The sequence below is a fragment of the Rhodococcus aetherivorans genome (assembly GCF_011058165.1).
Lineage (GTDB): Bacteria > Actinomycetota > Actinomycetes > Mycobacteriales > Mycobacteriaceae > Rhodococcus > Rhodococcus aetherivorans.
This window is the reverse complement of record NZ_JAALEG010000035.1, coordinates 1-16,284: the sequence shown is the minus strand read 5'-3', so window position 1 is coordinate 16,284 and position 16,284 is coordinate 1. Positions and strand designations below refer to the sequence as shown.

At 65.1% G+C, this 16,284-nt stretch carries 12 protein-coding genes and 2 pseudogenes; 9 read left to right on the top strand and 5 right to left on the bottom strand.

Annotation, left to right across the window (positions count from 1 at the left end):
- Window positions 1–111: 111 nt before the first annotated feature.
- From G6039_RS15340 to groL, 7 genes are all read left to right on the top strand, one after another.
- Entirely contained in the window at window positions 112–1,650 is a 1,539-nt protein-coding gene (locus G6039_RS15340) for an aromatic/alkene/methane monooxygenase hydroxylase/oxygenase subunit alpha (RefSeq protein ID WP_006947300.1), read from the top strand.
- Window positions 1,563–2,741 (top strand): aromatic/alkene monooxygenase hydroxylase subunit beta, encoded by a 1,179-nt coding sequence (locus tag G6039_RS15335; protein WP_230831824.1) that lies wholly within the window; start codon window positions 1,563–1,565, stop codon window positions 2,739–2,741. Before G6039_RS15340 ends, G6039_RS15335 begins: the two co-directional genes overlap by 88 nt.
- A complete protein-coding gene (locus G6039_RS15330; RefSeq protein ID WP_006947304.1) occupies window positions 2,738–3,055 on the top strand; it encodes an MmoB/DmpM family protein in 318 nt (105 codons plus the stop codon). The genes G6039_RS15335 and G6039_RS15330 overlap by 4 nt, the downstream gene beginning before the upstream one ends.
- 11 nt (window positions 3,056–3,066) lie before the next feature.
- On the top strand, window positions 3,067–4,098 hold the full coding sequence (locus G6039_RS15325) for a 2Fe-2S iron-sulfur cluster-binding protein (RefSeq protein WP_006947306.1): 1,032 nt from the start codon (window positions 3,067–3,069) through the stop codon (window positions 4,096–4,098).
- A 245-nt stretch (window positions 4,099–4,343) separates the two neighbouring features.
- Window positions 4,344–5,843 carry an aldehyde dehydrogenase family protein gene (locus tag G6039_RS15320; protein ID WP_006947308.1) on the top strand — a complete coding sequence of 500 codons (1,500 nt, stop codon included), beginning with the start codon at window positions 4,344–4,346 and terminating at the stop codon, window positions 5,841–5,843.
- Between the two features lie 27 nt (window positions 5,844–5,870).
- The gene (locus G6039_RS15315; protein WP_006947311.1) at window positions 5,871–6,980 is read left to right on the top strand and encodes an NDMA-dependent alcohol dehydrogenase; all 1,110 of its coding nucleotides are present in this window, start codon (window positions 5,871–5,873) and stop codon (window positions 6,978–6,980) included.
- A 233-nt stretch (window positions 6,981–7,213) separates the two neighbouring features.
- Entirely contained in the window at window positions 7,214–8,815 is a 1,602-nt protein-coding gene (gene groL / locus G6039_RS15310; RefSeq protein ID WP_029547322.1) for a chaperonin GroEL, read from the top strand.
- 89 nt (window positions 8,816–8,904) lie between these two features.
- On the opposite strand, the gene istB is transcribed toward groL, so the two are convergent.
- Together istB and G6039_RS15300 are read right to left on the bottom strand one after the other, a co-directional pair.
- The gene (gene istB / locus G6039_RS15305; protein ID WP_029547323.1) at window positions 8,905–9,744 is read right to left on the bottom strand and encodes an IS21-like element helper ATPase IstB; all 840 of its coding nucleotides are present in this window, start codon (window positions 9,742–9,744) and stop codon (window positions 8,905–8,907) included.
- A complete protein-coding gene (locus G6039_RS15300; RefSeq protein ID WP_029547324.1) occupies window positions 9,741–11,096 on the bottom strand; it encodes a Mu transposase domain-containing protein in 1,356 nt (451 codons plus the stop codon). Before G6039_RS15300 ends, istB begins: the two co-directional genes overlap by 4 nt.
- A 237-nt stretch (window positions 11,097–11,333) precedes the next feature.
- Between G6039_RS15300 and G6039_RS15295 the strand changes: the two are divergent.
- Window positions 11,334–11,498: pseudogene (locus G6039_RS15295) on the top strand (transposase); the annotation flags it as partial.
- 96 nt (window positions 11,499–11,594) lie between these two features.
- Here the strand turns inward: G6039_RS15295 and G6039_RS15290 are convergent.
- The 3 genes and pseudogenes from G6039_RS15290 to G6039_RS15280 form a co-directional block, all read right to left on the bottom strand.
- A pseudogene (locus G6039_RS15290) lies at window positions 11,595–11,765 on the bottom strand (ATP-binding protein); the annotation flags it as partial.
- A gap of 852 nt (window positions 11,766–12,617) precedes the next feature.
- Window positions 12,618–13,727 (bottom strand): IS630 family transposase, encoded by a 1,110-nt coding sequence (locus G6039_RS15285; protein WP_037202616.1) that lies wholly within the window; start codon window positions 13,725–13,727, stop codon window positions 12,618–12,620.
- Window positions 13,728–13,873: 146 nt separating this feature from the next.
- Window positions 13,874–15,130: an IS701 family transposase gene (locus G6039_RS15280; protein ID WP_006937335.1), complete on the bottom strand. Its 1,257-nt coding sequence runs from the start codon at window positions 15,128–15,130 to the stop codon at window positions 13,874–13,876.
- A 570-nt stretch (window positions 15,131–15,700) separates the two neighbouring features.
- Here G6039_RS15280 and G6039_RS31425 point away from each other — a divergent pair.
- Complete coding sequence (locus G6039_RS31425) at window positions 15,701–16,183, top strand: LGFP repeat-containing protein (protein ID WP_420902766.1); 483 nt, start codon at window positions 15,701–15,703, stop codon at window positions 16,181–16,183.
- Window positions 16,184–16,284: the final 101 nt, after the last annotated feature.

The following is a 16,284-nucleotide window of genomic DNA, read 5'->3' as shown; positions in this document are numbered from 1 at the left end:
CCGGGTCGATTACCTCCGATCGGAGGTAGTCAACCCGGGGTAGAAATGTGATGGTGATCTCAACGCGATGGTGGTCGTCACCGTCGTCGGACGCTAAACGGGAGCGGGTAGATGACTACATCGGTCACAACTCAGCACGAGAAGATCAAGTCGTTCGACTGGGAGCCGAGCTACTTCCACCGCGACGCACTGTATCCGACCAAGTACAAGATCCCGCCGAAGACCAAGGACCCCTTCCGCACCCTCGTACGCGAGTACGTGGGGATGGAGGAAGAGAAGGACGACCGGCAGTACGGTGCGCTCGAGGATGCGCTGAGCCGGATGAACAACTCTGCGCAGGCCGAGCCCCGCTTCATGGAGATCATGAAGCCGGTGCTGGCGTTGGTCGACTTCGGTGAGTACGCCGCGATGAAATGCACCGCCATGCTCGTCGACACGGTGGAGAACCCGGAACTGCGCCAGGGGTATCTCGCGCAGATGATCGACGAGGTGCGCCACACCAATCAGGAGGCGTACTTGATGCGGTACTTCGCCAAGCACGCTCCGGATCCGGCCGGCTTCAACTCGGGTTTCAAGATGCGCGCCTTCGACCCGATCGGTCGACCGGGCCGGACGGTGTTCGAAGCGTTCATGAACGACGACCCGATCACCAATTCATTGAATTTGCAGGTCGTCGCGGAGACCGCGTACACCAACCCGCTGTTTGTGGCGGTGACCGAGGTGGCGGCCGCGAACGGGGATCAGGCAACCCCGTCGGTGTTCCTGTCGATCCAGTCCGACGAGGCGCGGCACATGGCGAACGGCTATTCGTCGCTTGCTGCGGTGCTGAGTGAGCCGGACAATTTACCGATGCTCCAGGAGGACTTCGACACGGCGTTCTGGCGTCAGCACTCCTTCCTCGACAATTTCCAGGGCGCGGTCTACGACTACTTTTCGAAGGTGCGGCTCAAGTCCTACAAGGAGTACTGGGACCAATGGATCTGGGACGACTGGGCCGGTAGTTACATTGAGCGGCTGGAGCCGTTCGGCCTGAAGGTGCCGCGCTGGATCAACGATGCGAAGCGGCATGTGGAATGGGGCGGCCATTCCGCGGCAATGGTGTCCGCGGCGCTGTGGCCGGTACATGCCTGGCGGTCGGATTACATGATCGAGGAGGACTTCGCGTTCCTCGAAGAGAAGTACCCCGGCTGGGAGGAGCATTTCGGCGGGTTCTGGACGGCGTACCGGGAGATGGGCGACCCGCGTAAGGGCCACCTCGCGCTGGAGCTGTTCCCCGAGATGCCGCCGATCTGTCGGACGTGCCAGATGCCGTGCGTGTTTCCGCGGCCCGACATCAACGAGATCCGGTTGTCGATCGACGCGGCCGGCCAACGGCACGCCTTCTGCTCAGAAGCCTGCCAGCACATCTTCCGGCAGGCCCCGGAGCGGCACAGCGGTATGACCTGGTGGGAGGTCAATGACGGTGTCGAGCTGGCCCGCTACATCGAGGACGCCGGTCTGCTGCGGTCTGATGGCCGGACCCTGATGGGACAGCCTCACGTGCACACCGAGGAACGCTGGCTGTGGACCATCGAGGACATCCGGCGCACCGGATTCGTCATCAAGGACCCGCTCAAGGCGTTGCCGGCCGACGCGTTTACGGACATCTGATGAGCACCGAACTGATCGCCGACGGCGTAGTGCCCGAGACGGTGGGCGAGGGTTTCTACTCGGCACGCGAGCTGACCTATATCCGCCCGCAGAAACGCCGAATCTCCGAGTACGAGGCGGTAATCTGCCACGCTCAACCGGACCTCGACCAATTCGACTCCGGCGGCTGGTATCTTCTGCGGCCTGATGGATTGGGCTGTCAGGACGCCCGGACCACCGCACTGACGCATCCGAACTGGTTCGAGTACCGCGACCCGTCCAGCCTCTGGCAGCGCCCCTATATCAAACTGCAAGCCCAGCAGGAACGGTCCATCCAGGGGGCGATCACCTCCGCGAAGGCCAACGGTTCATTCAGCGACATCGCACCGGGGTGGCTCGACCTCGTGTCACGCTACTACGAGGCGTTCGCGTCGTTCCAGTGGGGGATGTTCAAGGCGCACGCGTTCGTCACCCGGGAGGCGTTGTCGGACACTCTGTCGATGACCTACACCTTCAGCGGGATGGACCGGCTACGTCACCAGCAGGACATTGCGCTCTACAGCCTGGATCTGCACGAGCACGCGCCCGGCTACACCGAGGGTGCCGGCGCCGAGGCTTGGCTCAACGATCCGGTGTGTCAGGGCGCACGCCGACTGGTCGAACGGCTGCTCTCGCTGCGGGACTGGGGTGAAATGGTCTTGATGACGAACCTGGTGGTCGAGCCCCTGTTCACCGCCCTGCTCGGCAGCGAGTTCTTCCGGCATCTCGCCCCGCTGCACGGTGACGTGGTCATCCCGGTGATCGAGATGACCGCGGAGGCGGACCGGCTTCGCAACCGCACGGCGACACAGGCCCTGATCAAGTTGCTCACTGCCGATACCGACCGCTCCGGTCGGCCCGTACCAGCAGCACGCAACCGTGAACTTATCCAGGGCTGGGTCGACTCCTGGTATCCGGATGCATTGGCGGCCGTCGACGCATTCCTCCCGGTCTTCGATGCTGCACCGGCCGGGTCCGGCGTCGGCGAACGCGCCCGACAGCGCGTCGTCAGTACAACCGCGGACATCCTCGAGCAGGCCGGTCTGCAGGTTCCCGCGGCGGTGACGTCATGAGCCGCACCCCGGAGCCCGGACGCAGAACCATCGGACTCGTCCTGATGAAAAGCGAGGAGGCGCAGGCGACCGTCCACTACGTCGCCGAGGAGTGCCCGCAGATCCGGGTACAGGATCGGGACACCTTCTTCCTGCTGGAGGCCGAAGAATCGATTCGCATCCCCCTGGCGGAGGTCGAGGAATACCTTGGGAAGCCGTTGACGATGTCGCGGTTCCTGGTCTGCATGACCAGCTACTACGGGCGGGCACAGGTCGAAGACGACGCCTTCGTCATCACCTCCGACATGTCCCAACTCGAACCGGCAAAGATCTGAACGGACAGTCGATGGCACACGTAACACTGGAGCCGACGGGGGAAGAATTCTCCGTCGGCGAGGACGAGGACATTCTCACCGCCGCCCTGCACAACGGCATCAACCTGCAATATGGATGCCGGCACGGGAACTGCTCCTCGTGTAAGCACTGGCTGCTCGACGGCGACGTCGACGACTCGGCGGGGTCGGTCTACGCGATCCCACGCAACGAACGCGAGGACGGGGCGATTCTGCTCTGCTGCGCCTACGCCAAGAGCGATCTGGTGATCGAGATTGACCAGCACGACGGTGTGGAGAAGCTGCCGCCGATGACACCTCCATCGCCCCGGCGGGCGAGGGTGCTCGACCAGCGCACGCTGACGCCGAACCTGGTCGAACTACGGGTCGCGTTGGACCATCCGCTGAGCTTTCGGGCCGGTCAGTACGCGGAGTTCACCCTCGACACCGGGGAACGCCGCTCCTACTCGCTGGCGAGCCCGCCGAGTTCGGGACACGAGTTGACCTTCTGCGTCAAACGCGTGCAGAACGGAGTGTTTACCACCGTGCTCGATCGGATCGAGCCGGGATCGCTCCTGCATCTGGAGGCGCCGTTCGGCACGATGTTCCTCCGGGAGACCGGTCGCCCGGTGATCGCGGTCGGGATCGGCTCCGGCATCGCGCCGCTCCTGTCGATTCTGACCGACGCCGCCGAGCAGAACATCGACGTCCCGATCCGGTTCTATTACGGAGCCCGCACCGCCGGTGATCTGGTGTATCTCGACGAACTCGCCGAGCTGTCGCGAAGGTTGCGCGATTTCCAATTCATTCCGTGCCTGTCGCAAGGTTCGCCCGATACGTTGCCGCCGAACGGGCGCGTCGGGCGGGTGACCCGAGCCCTCGCCGGAGACATCCGGGACGCCTCACTTTATGACGCGTATCTGTGCGGCGCGCCGGAGATGTGCGACGCCGTCGGCCGACTCCTCGAAGCCAAGGGACTGCCGGAGGCACGCATCCACGCCGACAAGTTCTATCCGGCCATCGAAACCGCCCAGCTCCCAGCGTGAGTGAAGTGCGATTCATCAACACTGCACACCGAAGTCGGATTCACGATGCAAAAGGATCCTCGATACGCCCCCCGGGCTGCGGGGGTCCACCGGCATCGTCACCGTCGTACGCGTGCCGCCCCCGTACGAAGCCTCCGGCTGCTACGCCACCTGCGGGGCATACGGGGTAGCCGCTTGCACAAAGCCAGCGACAAGCCGCCCACTAATAGGTCTCATTCACGAAAATTGTCTCCAGGAGATTTGCGATGACAGCTGTAGCAGAACACCCGATCTTGCCCGCGGTTCGGGGGTTCCTGAATGGCAACAAGAAGCTTCTGATCGATGGCGCGTGGGTGGACGCCGCCTCGGGCAAAACCTTCGCAACCACCGACCCGGCCACTGGGGCCACCCTGACCGAGGTGGCCCATGGCCAGGCCGAGGACATCGATCGGGCGGTCCGCGCCGCCCGATCGGCGTTCGACACCGGTCCGTGGCCGGCGATGAAGCCGAACCAACGCGAACGCCTGTTGTGGCGGGTAGGCGACATCCTCAGCGAACGCGCGGCGGAGTTCGGCCAGCTCGAAGCACTCGACAACGGCAAGTCGGCGGGGATCGCCACCGCAGTCGACGTTGCCTGGTCGGCGGATGTTTTCCGCTACTACGCCGGCTGGGCCACCAAGATCGAAGGCTCCACCATCAACGTCTCCATGCCGTTCTCCCCCGGTGGAGAGTTCCACGCCTACACCCTGCGCGAGCCGGTCGGGGTGTGCGGACTCATCGTGCCGTGGAACTTCCCGTTGCTGATGGCCGCCTGGAAACTGGCGCCGGCCCTGGCCGCGGGTAACACCGTCATCCTCAAGCCCGCCGAGCAGACCCCGCTCACCGCGCTGCTGCTCGGAGAAGTGTTCCAAGAAGCCGGGTTCCCACCGGGTGTGGTCAATATCGTCACCGGATTCGGGGACGCGGGAGCGGCGCTGTCCGGGCACGGGGATGTGGACAAGATCGCGTTCACCGGTTCGACGGAGGTGGGCAAGAAGATCGTCGACGCGGCCAAGGGCAACCTGAAGAAGGTGTCTCTCGAACTCGGCGGCAAGAGTGCCAATGTGGTGTTCGCCGACGCCGACTTCGACCTCGCCGTCGAAGGTTCGCTCAACGCGTGGTTGTTCAACCACGGGCAGTGCTGCGTCGCCGGCACCCGGCTGTACGTGGAGGACCGGATCTTCGACGACTTCACCGGGGCGGTGGCCGAGGCTGCGAGCAAGGTCAAGATCGGTCCCGGGATGGATCCGGCCACCCAACTCGGTCCGCTGATTTCGCAGGAACAGTTCGACAAGGTCACCGGTTACCTGCGAGACGGGTTGGCCGACGGGGCACGGGCTCTGACCGGCGGCAAACGGTGGGGCGAGAGCGGGTACTTCGTCGAGCCGACGGTGTTCGTCGACGTCAAACCAGAGTTCAGTGTGGTCCGCGAAGAAATCTTCGGCCCCGTGGTGGCCGCGTTGCCGTTCGACGCGGACAACGGTGTCCTCGCCGCGGCCAACGATTCCATCTACGGACTCGCCGCGGGCATCTGGACCAAGGACATCTCCAAGGCGCACCGGACGGCCAAGAAGCTCAAGGCCGGGTCGGTGTGGGTCAATCAGTACAACGGCTTCGACACCGCGATGCCCTTCGGCGGCTACAAGCAGTCCGGCTGGGGACGTGAACTCGGTGGCTCCGCCATCGACCTGTACACGCAGATCAAGTCCGTCAACATCGCGCTCTGACGAACTCGTACCGACAAGGAGTATTAAGTGAAAACCAAAGCAGCGGTGTTGCTGGAACCCGGGAAACCCTTCGAGATCATGGAGCTCGACCTCGATGGTCCCGGCGTCGGCGAAGTGTTGATCAAGTACACCGCCGCCGGGTTGTGCCACTCGGACCTGCACCTGACCGACGGTGACCTACCACCGCGCTATCCGATCATCGGTGGCCACGAAGGGTCGGGCATCATCGAGGAAGTCGGCCCCGGTGTCACCAAGGTCAAACCCGGTGACCACGTGGTGTGCAGCTTCATCCCGAACTGCGGAACCTGCCGGTACTGTGCCACTGGACGCTCCAATCTCTGCGACATGGGCGCCACCATCCTCGAAGGGTGCATGCCCGACGGCAGTTTCCGATTCCACGGCAACGGACTGGATTTCGGGGCGATGTGCATGCTCGGCACCTTTTCCGAACGCGCCACCATCTCCCAGCACTCGGTAGTCAAGATCGACGACTGGCTGCCGCTCGAGACTGCGGTGCTCGTCGGCTGCGGTGTTCCGACCGGTTGGGGCACCTCAGTCTACGCCGGCGGTGTGCGGGCCGGCGACACGACCGTCATCTACGGCATCGGTGGTCTGGGCATCAACGCCGTCCAGGGTGCGGTGAGCGCGGGCGCGAAGTATGTCGTGGTGGTCGACCCGGTGGCGTTCAAACGCGACACCGCACTCAAGTACGGTGCTACCCATGCCTTTGCCGACGCCGCAAGCGCCGCGGCGCAGGTCAACGAACTCACCTGGGGACAGGGCGCCGACCAGGCACTGATCTTGGTTGGCACGGTAGACGAGGACGTGGTCTCGGCGGCGACCGCGGTGATCGGCAAGGGCGGCACCGTGGTGATCACCGGACTGGCGGACCCGGCGAAGCTCACCGTGCACGTCTCGGGCACCGATCTGACCCTCAACGAGAAGACGATCAAGGGCACGTTGTTCGGCTCGTCCAACCCGCAGTACGACATCGTGCGTCTCCTGCGCCTCTACGACGCCGGACAGCTCAAACTCGACGACCTGATCACCACCCGCTACACCCTCGACCAGGTCAACCAGGGCTATCAGGATTTGCGGGACGGCAAGAACATCCGCGGCGTGATCATCCACGCATGAGGTGATCGGATCCCGTGGCTGCGCCGTCGCGTCTTCTCCGCGTACCCAGCGCAGCCACGGTTTGTGGTGCTGATTTGCCGTCGGCCGGCGCGGTGTCCTCCGCTAAGGAGGTCTCGGTCTCGCGCGCAAAGCCCGAAGGCAGTTTGACGCAGTTGCACAAGTAACGCGGCCGTTCCCGAGGTCGACCCCGCGGGGAAGACTTCCATCAGAGACAGAAAGAGCGTGCAGGCAACGTGGCCAAGATGATCGCCTTCGACGAGGACGCGCGGCGCGCCCTGGAACGGGGAGTGGACAAACTCGCTGACGCCGTCAAGGTCACCCTCGGCCCCAAGGGCCGCAATGTGGTGCTCGGCCGCGACGTCGCCAAACCCCTCGTGACCAACGACGGCGTCACCGTCGCCCGCAGTATCGAACTCGACGACCCCTACGAAAAGATGGGCGCCGAACTTGTCAAAGAGGTCGCGAAGCAGACCGACGACGTGGCCGGTGACGGCACGACCACCGCCACCGTGCTCGCCCAGGCCATGGTGCGCGAGGGCCTGCGTAACATCGCCGCCGGCGCCAACCCCCTGGCGATAGGGCGCGGCATCGGCGCCGGTTTGGTCGACGTTATCCGGGCGATCAACGACGCGGCGAGACCGATCGAAACCACAGAACAGATCGCTGCGACCGCGACGATCTCCTCGGGTGACCCCGCCATCGGCGCCATTGTGGCCGAGGCGTTGGACCAGGTCGGCGTGCACGGCATCATCACCGCCGAGGCATCGGACACCTTCGGCCTCACACTCGACCTCGTCGAGGGTTTGCGCTTCGACAAGGGCTACCTCAGCCCGTACTTCGTCACCGATTTCGAACGGCTCGAGGTCGTCCTCGACAACCCCTACATCCTGCTGGTCTCGTCGGTGATCAACTCGGTCAACCAACTGGCGCCCATCGTGGAGAAGGTGATGAAGACGGGTCGCCCGCTGGTGATCGTTGCCGAAGATGTCACCGACGATGCTCTCGCGACCCTGGTCGTCAACAACGTGAAAGGCACGTTCACCTCGGCGGCGGTGAAGTCCCCCGGCTTCGGCGACCGGCGTGAGCTGATGCTGCGCGACATGGCCATCGTGACCGGCGGCCAAGTCATCTCCGCGGCCATCGGGGTCACCCTCGAGGCGGCGAGCCTCGATCTGCTCGGCTCTGCGCGCCGGGTGCTGATCACCAAACACGACACCTCGATCGTCGGCGGCGCAGGCGACGCCACCGCGGTCGCCGGCCGGGTCAGGGAGATCACCACCGCGATCGAGCAATCGACCGACGACTATGACAAAGACAAACTCCGGGAGCGTCTGGCCAAGCTCAGCGGAGGGGCGGCGGTAATCCGGATCGGCGCCGCAACCGAGATCGAACTCAAGGAACGCAAACATCGGCTCGAGGACGCTGTCCGCAACGCGCGGGCCGCGGCGGAAGAAGGCATCGTCGCCGGCGGTGGGGTTGCCTTGTTGCAGGCATCCGCCACCGCCTTCGACACACTCGATCTCACCGGCGACGAGGCTACCGGCGCCAACATCCTGCGGGTGGCTCTCGACGCACCGTTGAGACAGATCGCCATCAACGCCGGCCTCGAAGGCGGGGTCGTCGTCGAGAAGGTCCGACACCTCCCGATCGGGCACGGCTTGAACGCCGCAACCGGTGAGTACGGTGACATGATCGCCGCCGGAATCATGGATCCGGTCAAGGTAACCCGATTGGCGCTGGAAAACGCCGCGTCCATCGCGGTGATGTTCCTGACCGCGGAAGTCCTCATCGCCGACAAACCCCACATCCCACTCTCGAAAATGCCTCCCCTCTGAACAGGAGAGAAGTTCTCGACGACAAGTTGATGAGGCTCATCGAAAGTGCTCAACTGTGCTCGGTGGAAGTGCCCACCCGTGAGCAGGGTTCACTGTAGCGGTTGCCGGGTGCCGGTGGTGGCCTGTCGGAGCTTTTCGGCTCGGGCGTGGTGGTCGCGCAGGCGGTAGGAGTCGCCGTCGAGATTGAGGACCACGGAGCGGTGCAGGAGCCGGTCGAGCATCGCGGCGGCGACGGTGGTGTCGCCGAGGACCTCGCCCCATTCGCCGACGCCGCGGTTGGTGGTGATGACGATCGAGGTTTTCAGATATCGTTGCGCCACAACTTGAAACAACGCGGATGCGGCCTCGCCGGGCAGCGGTAGGTAGCCGAGTTCGTCGATCACCAGCAGCGTGGGTCCGGCGTAGAACCGCATCGTCGTCGCCCATCGGCCCTCGATCGCGGCGCGGTGGCAGCGGGCTGCGAGGTCGGCGGCGGTGGTGAAGTAGGTGCGGTAGCCGGCGTGCGCGGCGGCCCGGGCGAGCCCGACCGACAGGTGTGTCTTGCCGACTCCGGGCGGGCCGATGAGCAGGACGTTCGTCGCGGTTTCGAGGAACCGGCAGGTGCCCAGCTCGGCGATCAGCGCCCGGTCGAGGCCGGGCGCGGCGTCGTAGTCGAAGTCCTCGAGTGAGGCCGGGGTGGGCAGGCACGCGAACCGCAGCCGCCCGGACAGGCGCCTGGCTTCGGTGGCGTCGACCTCGATCGAGAGCAGCTGTTCGAGGGTGGCGGTCATCGACAGGCCCTGTTTCTGCGCCCGGTCGAGGACCGACGGCAGGGCTTCGGCGGCGTCGTGCAGCTTGAGCGTCGCCAGGTGTCCGCGCAGGCGCTGGTAGAGGCTCGTGGCCTGCGGGGTGGTGGCGATGGGGGTGTCGGAGGCGGGCGTGGTGGTCATGCGAGGGTGTTCCTTCCACGGGCAGCGCGCTCGTAGGCGGCCAGGTCGGTGACCGTCGACCGCGCCGTGATCGACGTCGATTCGGAGTCGGTTGTGTTGTTGCGCAATGCTTCTGCCGCAGCGAGGGCGTCGGGTCCGGGTGGGATGCGTTCCTTGCGGCGGTGCGGCCGGCCACCGGTGGCGGCGCCGGCCATCGCGGCCTGTTCGAGGGCGTGGACGTGGCCGTGGTCGCGGACCACGACCCCGGCCCCGTCCGGGGCGAGGCGGTGCCGGGCGACGGTGATCTGCGAGGCGGTGACGATGTCGATCACCTCGCCGCCGAGGACCCGGGTGACGGCGACCTGCGCCGACGCCAGCTCCGGGGGCACCGAGTAGCGGTTGCCGCGGTAGGGCACCAATGCCTGCCGGGAGACGGTCCGCGGTTCGCGCAGCACCACCGGATACGGGCTCGCCGGCACCGGCGTCAACGGTTCGCGGGCGGCGACGGTCAGCACCGAGGCCTTGCCGTCGGCGGTGGCCCGCAGCCGGGAATCGGCGCGCAGGCTGCAGAACCTGTCCACGCTCGCCTGGGCCTGCTCGACGGTGATCTCGTCCGCCACACTTCGCCACCACCTTTGTGCGGCAGTGTGATTGGCCTTCTCGACCACCCCTTTGCGGTTCCCGGACCGCGGTGGGCAGATCGCGACCGTCACGCCGTAGTGCTTGGCGACGCCGGCGAACGTGGCGGTGACCTTCCCGCTGTCGGGGTGAGCGACCGTGGCCATCCGATCGAACCGCCAGGTGCGGGTCAGGCCGCCGAGCTTGCGACAGACGCGGTCGAGGCCGTCGATCAGATGCGGCTGGGTCATCGCCGGGGCGAGCACCCCGCGCCAGCGTCCCGAATGCGCCAACGAGCCGACCAGCAGATACGCGGTCTTGCCCCAGCCCCACGACGCGGGTGGGTCCGGCAGCTCGACCCAGTCCCACTGGGTTTCCTCCCCCGGCGGGTGCTCGATCACCGCGTTCGGGCGCTCCGTGGCGCCCGCGCAGGATGGGCAGACCGGGCGCAGGTTGCGGGTGCGGATCTGGCGGGTCAGCGTCTGATACGACGCGGTGTAGCCGAGGTCTTCGAGTTCGTCGCACAAGGTCCGCGCCCACAGGTGCGGGTCCTCGCGCAGCCGGGCCGTCACGTAGTCGACGAACGGCTCGAACGGGTCCTCACCGGCCCGTTTGCGCACGCCCGGCGTGGTGACGCCATTGATGTAGTTGCGGATGGTGCGCCGGTTGCGGCCGGTGTGCCGGGCGATCGCCGAGATCGTCCAGCCTCGCTTGTGCAGTGCGTGTATTTCCACATCGTCCTCCCATGTCAACATGAGAAAGCGGGTCTCCTTCGAGGTGCTGGTGCGTGGTCAGAGACCACCAGCATCGAAGGAGACCCGCCCTCATCGGCGGAGCCACACGGGTGAGCACTTACGGTGAGCAGGACTGGGCATTTTCAATGAGCGCCATCAAAGTCAGCCGCGACGACGCCACCGACACGGGGGCTCCCCCCTGAATGAGGACATCGTGAACACTGGGTCGTGAAGGACCCAGAGGAAGAGATGTCACCAATGGTCAAGAAGGCGTACTCGGCGGAGTTCAGGGCCGATGCCGTCGCGTTGTATCTTTCCGATCCGAGCCACACCTTCGACGGCATCGGCAACGACCTGGGAGTCAGTCGCGAGACTCTGCGCAACTGGGTCCGCACCGAACGCAAACGCACCGGTGCCTCCACTGTTTGGGACGTGCTTCGGAAAGCGCAGTTCTGACGATCGGGTAGCGGTCGGACGGGTATCGGATAGCGGTGATGCCCGTCCGGCCGCTACGTCCGGCTATCGAGTGTCGGCGAGGTGGCGGCGCATGTTCGGCCCGTCGAGGGCGATGATCTCGGCGCCGGCGACGATCCGGTTGAGGATCGATTCGGCGATGACTGCGTCTTGGAGGGACTTGTACCAGTCAGGCGGATCGAACTGCGAGGTCACCAGGGTCGAACCTGATGATTGATGAACTCACTGCCCAGGACTGTCCACGCCCAGGATCGGGAACGGCATGATCTTCGCGATCTCGTCCAGGGCGGCGATTACTGTTACCCATTTGCCGCCCTCGTGGCCGAACTGCAAGAAGGCACTGTGCACGCTCGCCGGAGCGCTCCAGATCAGCCCGGACCAGTTTCAGGTTAGTGCAGAATTTCCCCGACGGCACCACCGGAGTGGATCAACTGAACACGATCCTGCCCAGATGTCAGGACCTGGTATCCACATACCATCCGCTGGGCATGACCTCCGATCGGAGGTAGTCAGACCGCAGCGACTGTGTGACGCTGGTCTCAATGGCGAGAGAATCCAGGGACCGTAGTGTTCGTCGCTGAGAGCCTGGCGATTTCTCACCAAGATCGTACGCGTCCTTGTGTGGCCCGACGACTGATACCTGAATCACTAAGCCTTCCAGGGAGAACCAAACATGGAACAATGCGAAACGACGCGGGTCGCGCCCTGCAGACCCCTGACGCTTGGATCGCTCATCGACCTAACGAGTCTCCCCGGGGTGCAGGAGATCACCTCAACAGCAAGCACACTCTATCTTACCTACCCCGAGGCAGAGATCGTCATCAGGTTCTCGAATTCGTTTCAATCACGCTGGGATACCGACTGGCGGGTCACGGTGCGGGAACCCGGTCGTGGCCTTGGAACATGGTGGGGCACATGGCGGCGTTCGTTCTTGGCGGAAGAGTCCGATATCGGACCACTGGTGACCAACGAGATTCGGGAGACGCTCCTTCGAATACGCCGAATGCTAGATGATTACACACGATTCGGTCTCTGCGGAGACCCGTCCGCACCGAGTAACTACCCCGGCTAGTGTCCTGAGTCGTTAATTGTTTTATTGATTCGGGTGCAGTAGCGGGCGAGGCTGGCGAGGATCTCGTCCGCGGTCTTGGTCCACACGAAGGGCTTCGGGTCGTCGTTCCACGCGGCGATCCAGGCATTGACGTCCTCTTCGAGGGCTTCGACGCTGTGGTGGGACGAGCGGCGGAGTTTGCGGTTGGTCAGCTCGGCGAACCAGCGTTCGACGAGGTTGAGCCAGCTCCCCGAGGTGGGGGTGAAGTGCAGGTGGAACCGCGGGTGGCCGGCCAGCCATTTCTTGATCGCCGGGGTCTTGTGGGTGGCGTAGTTGTCGCAGATCAGGTGCAGGTCCAGTTCGGCGGGGGTGTTGGCGTCGATGGTCTTGAGGAAGCGCAGGAACTCCTGGTGCCGGTGGCGCCGCTGGTGCTGGCCGATGACCTTGCCGGTGGCGATATCCAAGGCCGCGAACAGGCTCGTGGTGCCGTAGCGGACGTAGTCGTGGGTGCGGCGTTCGGGCGTGCCCGGCATCATCGGCAGCATGGGGGCGGTGCGATCGAGCGCCTGCATCTGCGATTTCTCGTCCACCGCCAGCACCATCGCCTTGTCGGGGGGATCGAGGTACAACCCCACCACGTCGCGGACCTTGTCGATGAACAGCGGATCGGTCGAGAGCTTCCACGTGTCCACCAGGTGCGGCTGCAGGCCGAATGCCCGCCAGATCCGCGAGATCGCCGTCTGGGACATCCCGGTCGCCGCCGCCATCGATCGGGTCGACCAGTGACTGTCACCGCTCGCCGGCAGCTCCTCGAGGGTCGTGGTGATGACCTTCTCGACCTGGGCGTCGCTGATCGTGCGCGGCGCGCCCGGCCGGTCCTCGTCAGTCAGGCCGTCGAGCCGGTGCTCGACAAATCGCTTGCGCCACTTGCCCACAGTGGGCAGCGACACCTGCAACTGTCGCGAGATCTCACTGTTGGACAAGCCCTCCGCGCAGGCCAGCACGATCCGCGCCCGCGTTGCGAGTGCCTGCGCGGTCTTACCGCGTCGTACCCAGCCCTGCAACGTATCTCGCTCGGACTGGCTCAATTCCAGCACGGCCAGCTTCGGCCCACGCCCATCACCCATGCCGTACTCTAACAAACTGACAGTGAATTAACGACTCAGGACACTAGTAGGACTTTGTTAGGTCGGGAAGGTGTGGTGGCAGGTCGGGCAGGTACCGATCCAATATGCCAGTGTGCGTTGGAGTTCGCGCACCAGGCCGTAGAGGGTCAGTCCTGCCCGGACGCTTTTGGGTCGGTCAGCCGCAGGGTGGTCAGGAACAGATGCGCGGCGGTGACCAGGGTGACATGGTGGTGCCAGCCGAGCCAGGAGCGGCCCTCGAAATGGTCGAGGCCGAGGCCGGTTTTCAGTTCCCGATAATCGTGCTCGATGCGCCAGCGGATCTTGGCCAGACGCACCAACTCCGGCAGGGGTGTGTCCTCGGGCAGGGTGGACAGCCAGAAGTCGGTGGGCTGCGCCGCACCGGGGGGCCATTCGGCGAGCAGCCAGGCCGGCGGCAGGACACCGTCCTCGTCCCGGGGGATGGTGCGGTTGGCCGGACGTACCCGCAGCGCCACGAACCTCGAACGCATCACCGCTCTCGGATTGGCCGGGCCGGTCTTGGTTCCGCGACGCCAGGTCACTTCGGTCAGCGCCTCGGCTCCGGCAGCAACGATGAGCTCCTTGCAGGTCACCGCCGCCGGGTAACGTCGGGTCGGCGGCCGGCCGCGGCCGGAATACGCGGCGGCGGCCGGGACCGCCTCGCCCGGGTGCGCGAGGGTGGCACCTTTGACCGCGACGACGTAGACCAGGTCGCGGTCGGTCAGACCCTGACGGAAAGTGGCCGAGTCGCCGTAACCGGCGTCGGCGACGACCACCGGCGGGATCCGGCCCCACGAGGCGAGTTCGTCGAGCATCTCGAGGGCGAGTGCCGCCTTGGAGCGATACCGCTCCTGGTCGGGAATCGCGTTCCGCTGCCGTCGGGCGGTGATCGCCGCGGCCGTCGCCGGATCGTCGCAGCACCGATCGTCCCAGCTCTCGGGCAGATACAGCCGCCAATCCAACGGTGCGGACGCGGTGTCGGTGGCGGCGTGCACACTGACCGCGACCTGACAATTCCCGACCTTGCCCAAGGTGCCGGAATACTGCCGGGCCACACACGGCGAGGCGTCGCCGTCCTTGGCGAATCCGGTGTCGTCGATGACCCACGCATCCGGTCCGATCAGATCACACGCCTTACGGGACAGCGTTTTCCGGACCGGCACCGGATCCCACGGTGAGGTCGTGACGAACTGCTGCAAGCGTTGGTGATCGACCCCGAGCCGGTCGGCCATCGGCTGCATCGACTTGCGGCGACCGTCGAGCATCAACCCCCGCGCATACACCCCCGCCGTCGCCCGCTGATCCTTGCGCTTGAGGGATGAGAACACCTGCTCGACGAACGCATCGAGACGTTCACCGACATCGGTCAGGGCAGCGGCATCCACCTGGTCATCGTCCCGGACGCCACGCCGAATCTCGAGTCCTCACAATAAGAAGTGGTGAACCTAACAAAGTCCTACTAGTGTGCTGCGTCAGAAATTCAGCCGTTTAATTATTGCCTTGTTGTGGTAGTCGTTGGGTTGATTTTGGCGAGGTAGTCGGCGAGGGACTTGAGGATCTCGTCGGCGGTCTTGGTCCAGCGGAAGGGGCGCGGATTGTCGTTCCAGGTATCGATCCAGGCGCACCGCTCGCGCGCTGGGGACCGTCGCAGTCGTGGCGGCGATCGCGGTATCCGGGGTGAGTACCGCGCTTGCAGCCCCATCATGACACCAACCCCCACACCAACATCCGCTGAAGTGGCAGACGAGACGACGCCCCCAGAACCGCCAACGACCACGACAGCGATCCCGCCGCCCACGGCGACGGGGCCGGTATCGGCTGCCGATGAGACAGCCTCCGCCGCGACCACAACACGGCAAGCAACGGGGCCGGCGCCTGCCATTTCCGCCGAACTTGAGACCAGCTCGCCCGCCCCGACTGCGACATCCGAGTCCACGACCAGCGCATCCCCGCCCTTGGCCCCACTGGAACCCGAGCAGGGTCGGCCCGGGAAGATCCAGTACACGGGCAAGCCGACCGAGAATCCCAACGACAAGGTGGTTCCGGGCAAGATGCGTTCCGATCGGGAGGAACTCCCCGCAGGCTGGACCAAGGAGCAGGCGGACCGGGCCGAGATCGCCGAGGCCCGTCTTCAGAAGAACCAGCAGGAGGAGAGCAGCGGAATCACAGCATTCGTTGCTCCGGGATGCCAGATCTACTGGCCGTCGGAGTTCCAGGTCTGCGGCGCTATTCGCGATAAGTACAACTCCCTCGGTGCACAGTTCAGCTTCCTGCTCTTGCCGACGACCCACGAGCTGACCAACCCGGACGGGCACGGCAAGCGCAGCCACTTCAGAACGGTCCGATCTACTGGTCCGCCGCCACGGGGGCACACCCGGTCGTCAACGTCTTTCACCAGAAGTGGGGCCAGTACAGGGCCTCGGCAAAGTCGTGAGTGATGCCCGCTGAGCTGCGGTTTCAGTGCGAGATGGCACTCGACGGGGAGCGTGGATTGGGGCGGGCACGACCGTCTCGGTGATGATTCAAGTTCCTACACAAG

Coding starts and splice junctions, on each gene's coding strand:
- G6039_RS15340 (WP_006947300.1), top strand. CDS start 112: ATGACTACATCGGTCACAACTCAGCACGAGAAGATCAAGTCGTTCGAC.
- G6039_RS15330 (WP_006947304.1), top strand. CDS start 2,738: ATGAGCCGCACCCCGGAGCCCGGACGCAGAACCATCGGACTCGTCCTG.
- G6039_RS15325 (WP_006947306.1), top strand. CDS start 3,067: ATGGCACACGTAACACTGGAGCCGACGGGGGAAGAATTCTCCGTCGGC.
- G6039_RS15320 (WP_006947308.1), top strand. CDS start 4,344: ATGACAGCTGTAGCAGAACACCCGATCTTGCCCGCGGTTCGGGGGTTC.
- istB (WP_029547323.1), bottom strand. CDS start 9,744: ATGACCACCACGCCCGCCTCCGACACCCCCATCGCCACCACCCCGCAG.
- G6039_RS15300 (WP_029547324.1), bottom strand. CDS start 11,096: ATGTTGACATGGGAGGACGATGTGGAAATACACGCACTGCACAAGCGA.
- G6039_RS15285 (WP_037202616.1), bottom strand. CDS start 13,727: ATGGGTGATGGGCGTGGGCCGAAGCTGGCCGTGCTGGAATTGAGCCAG.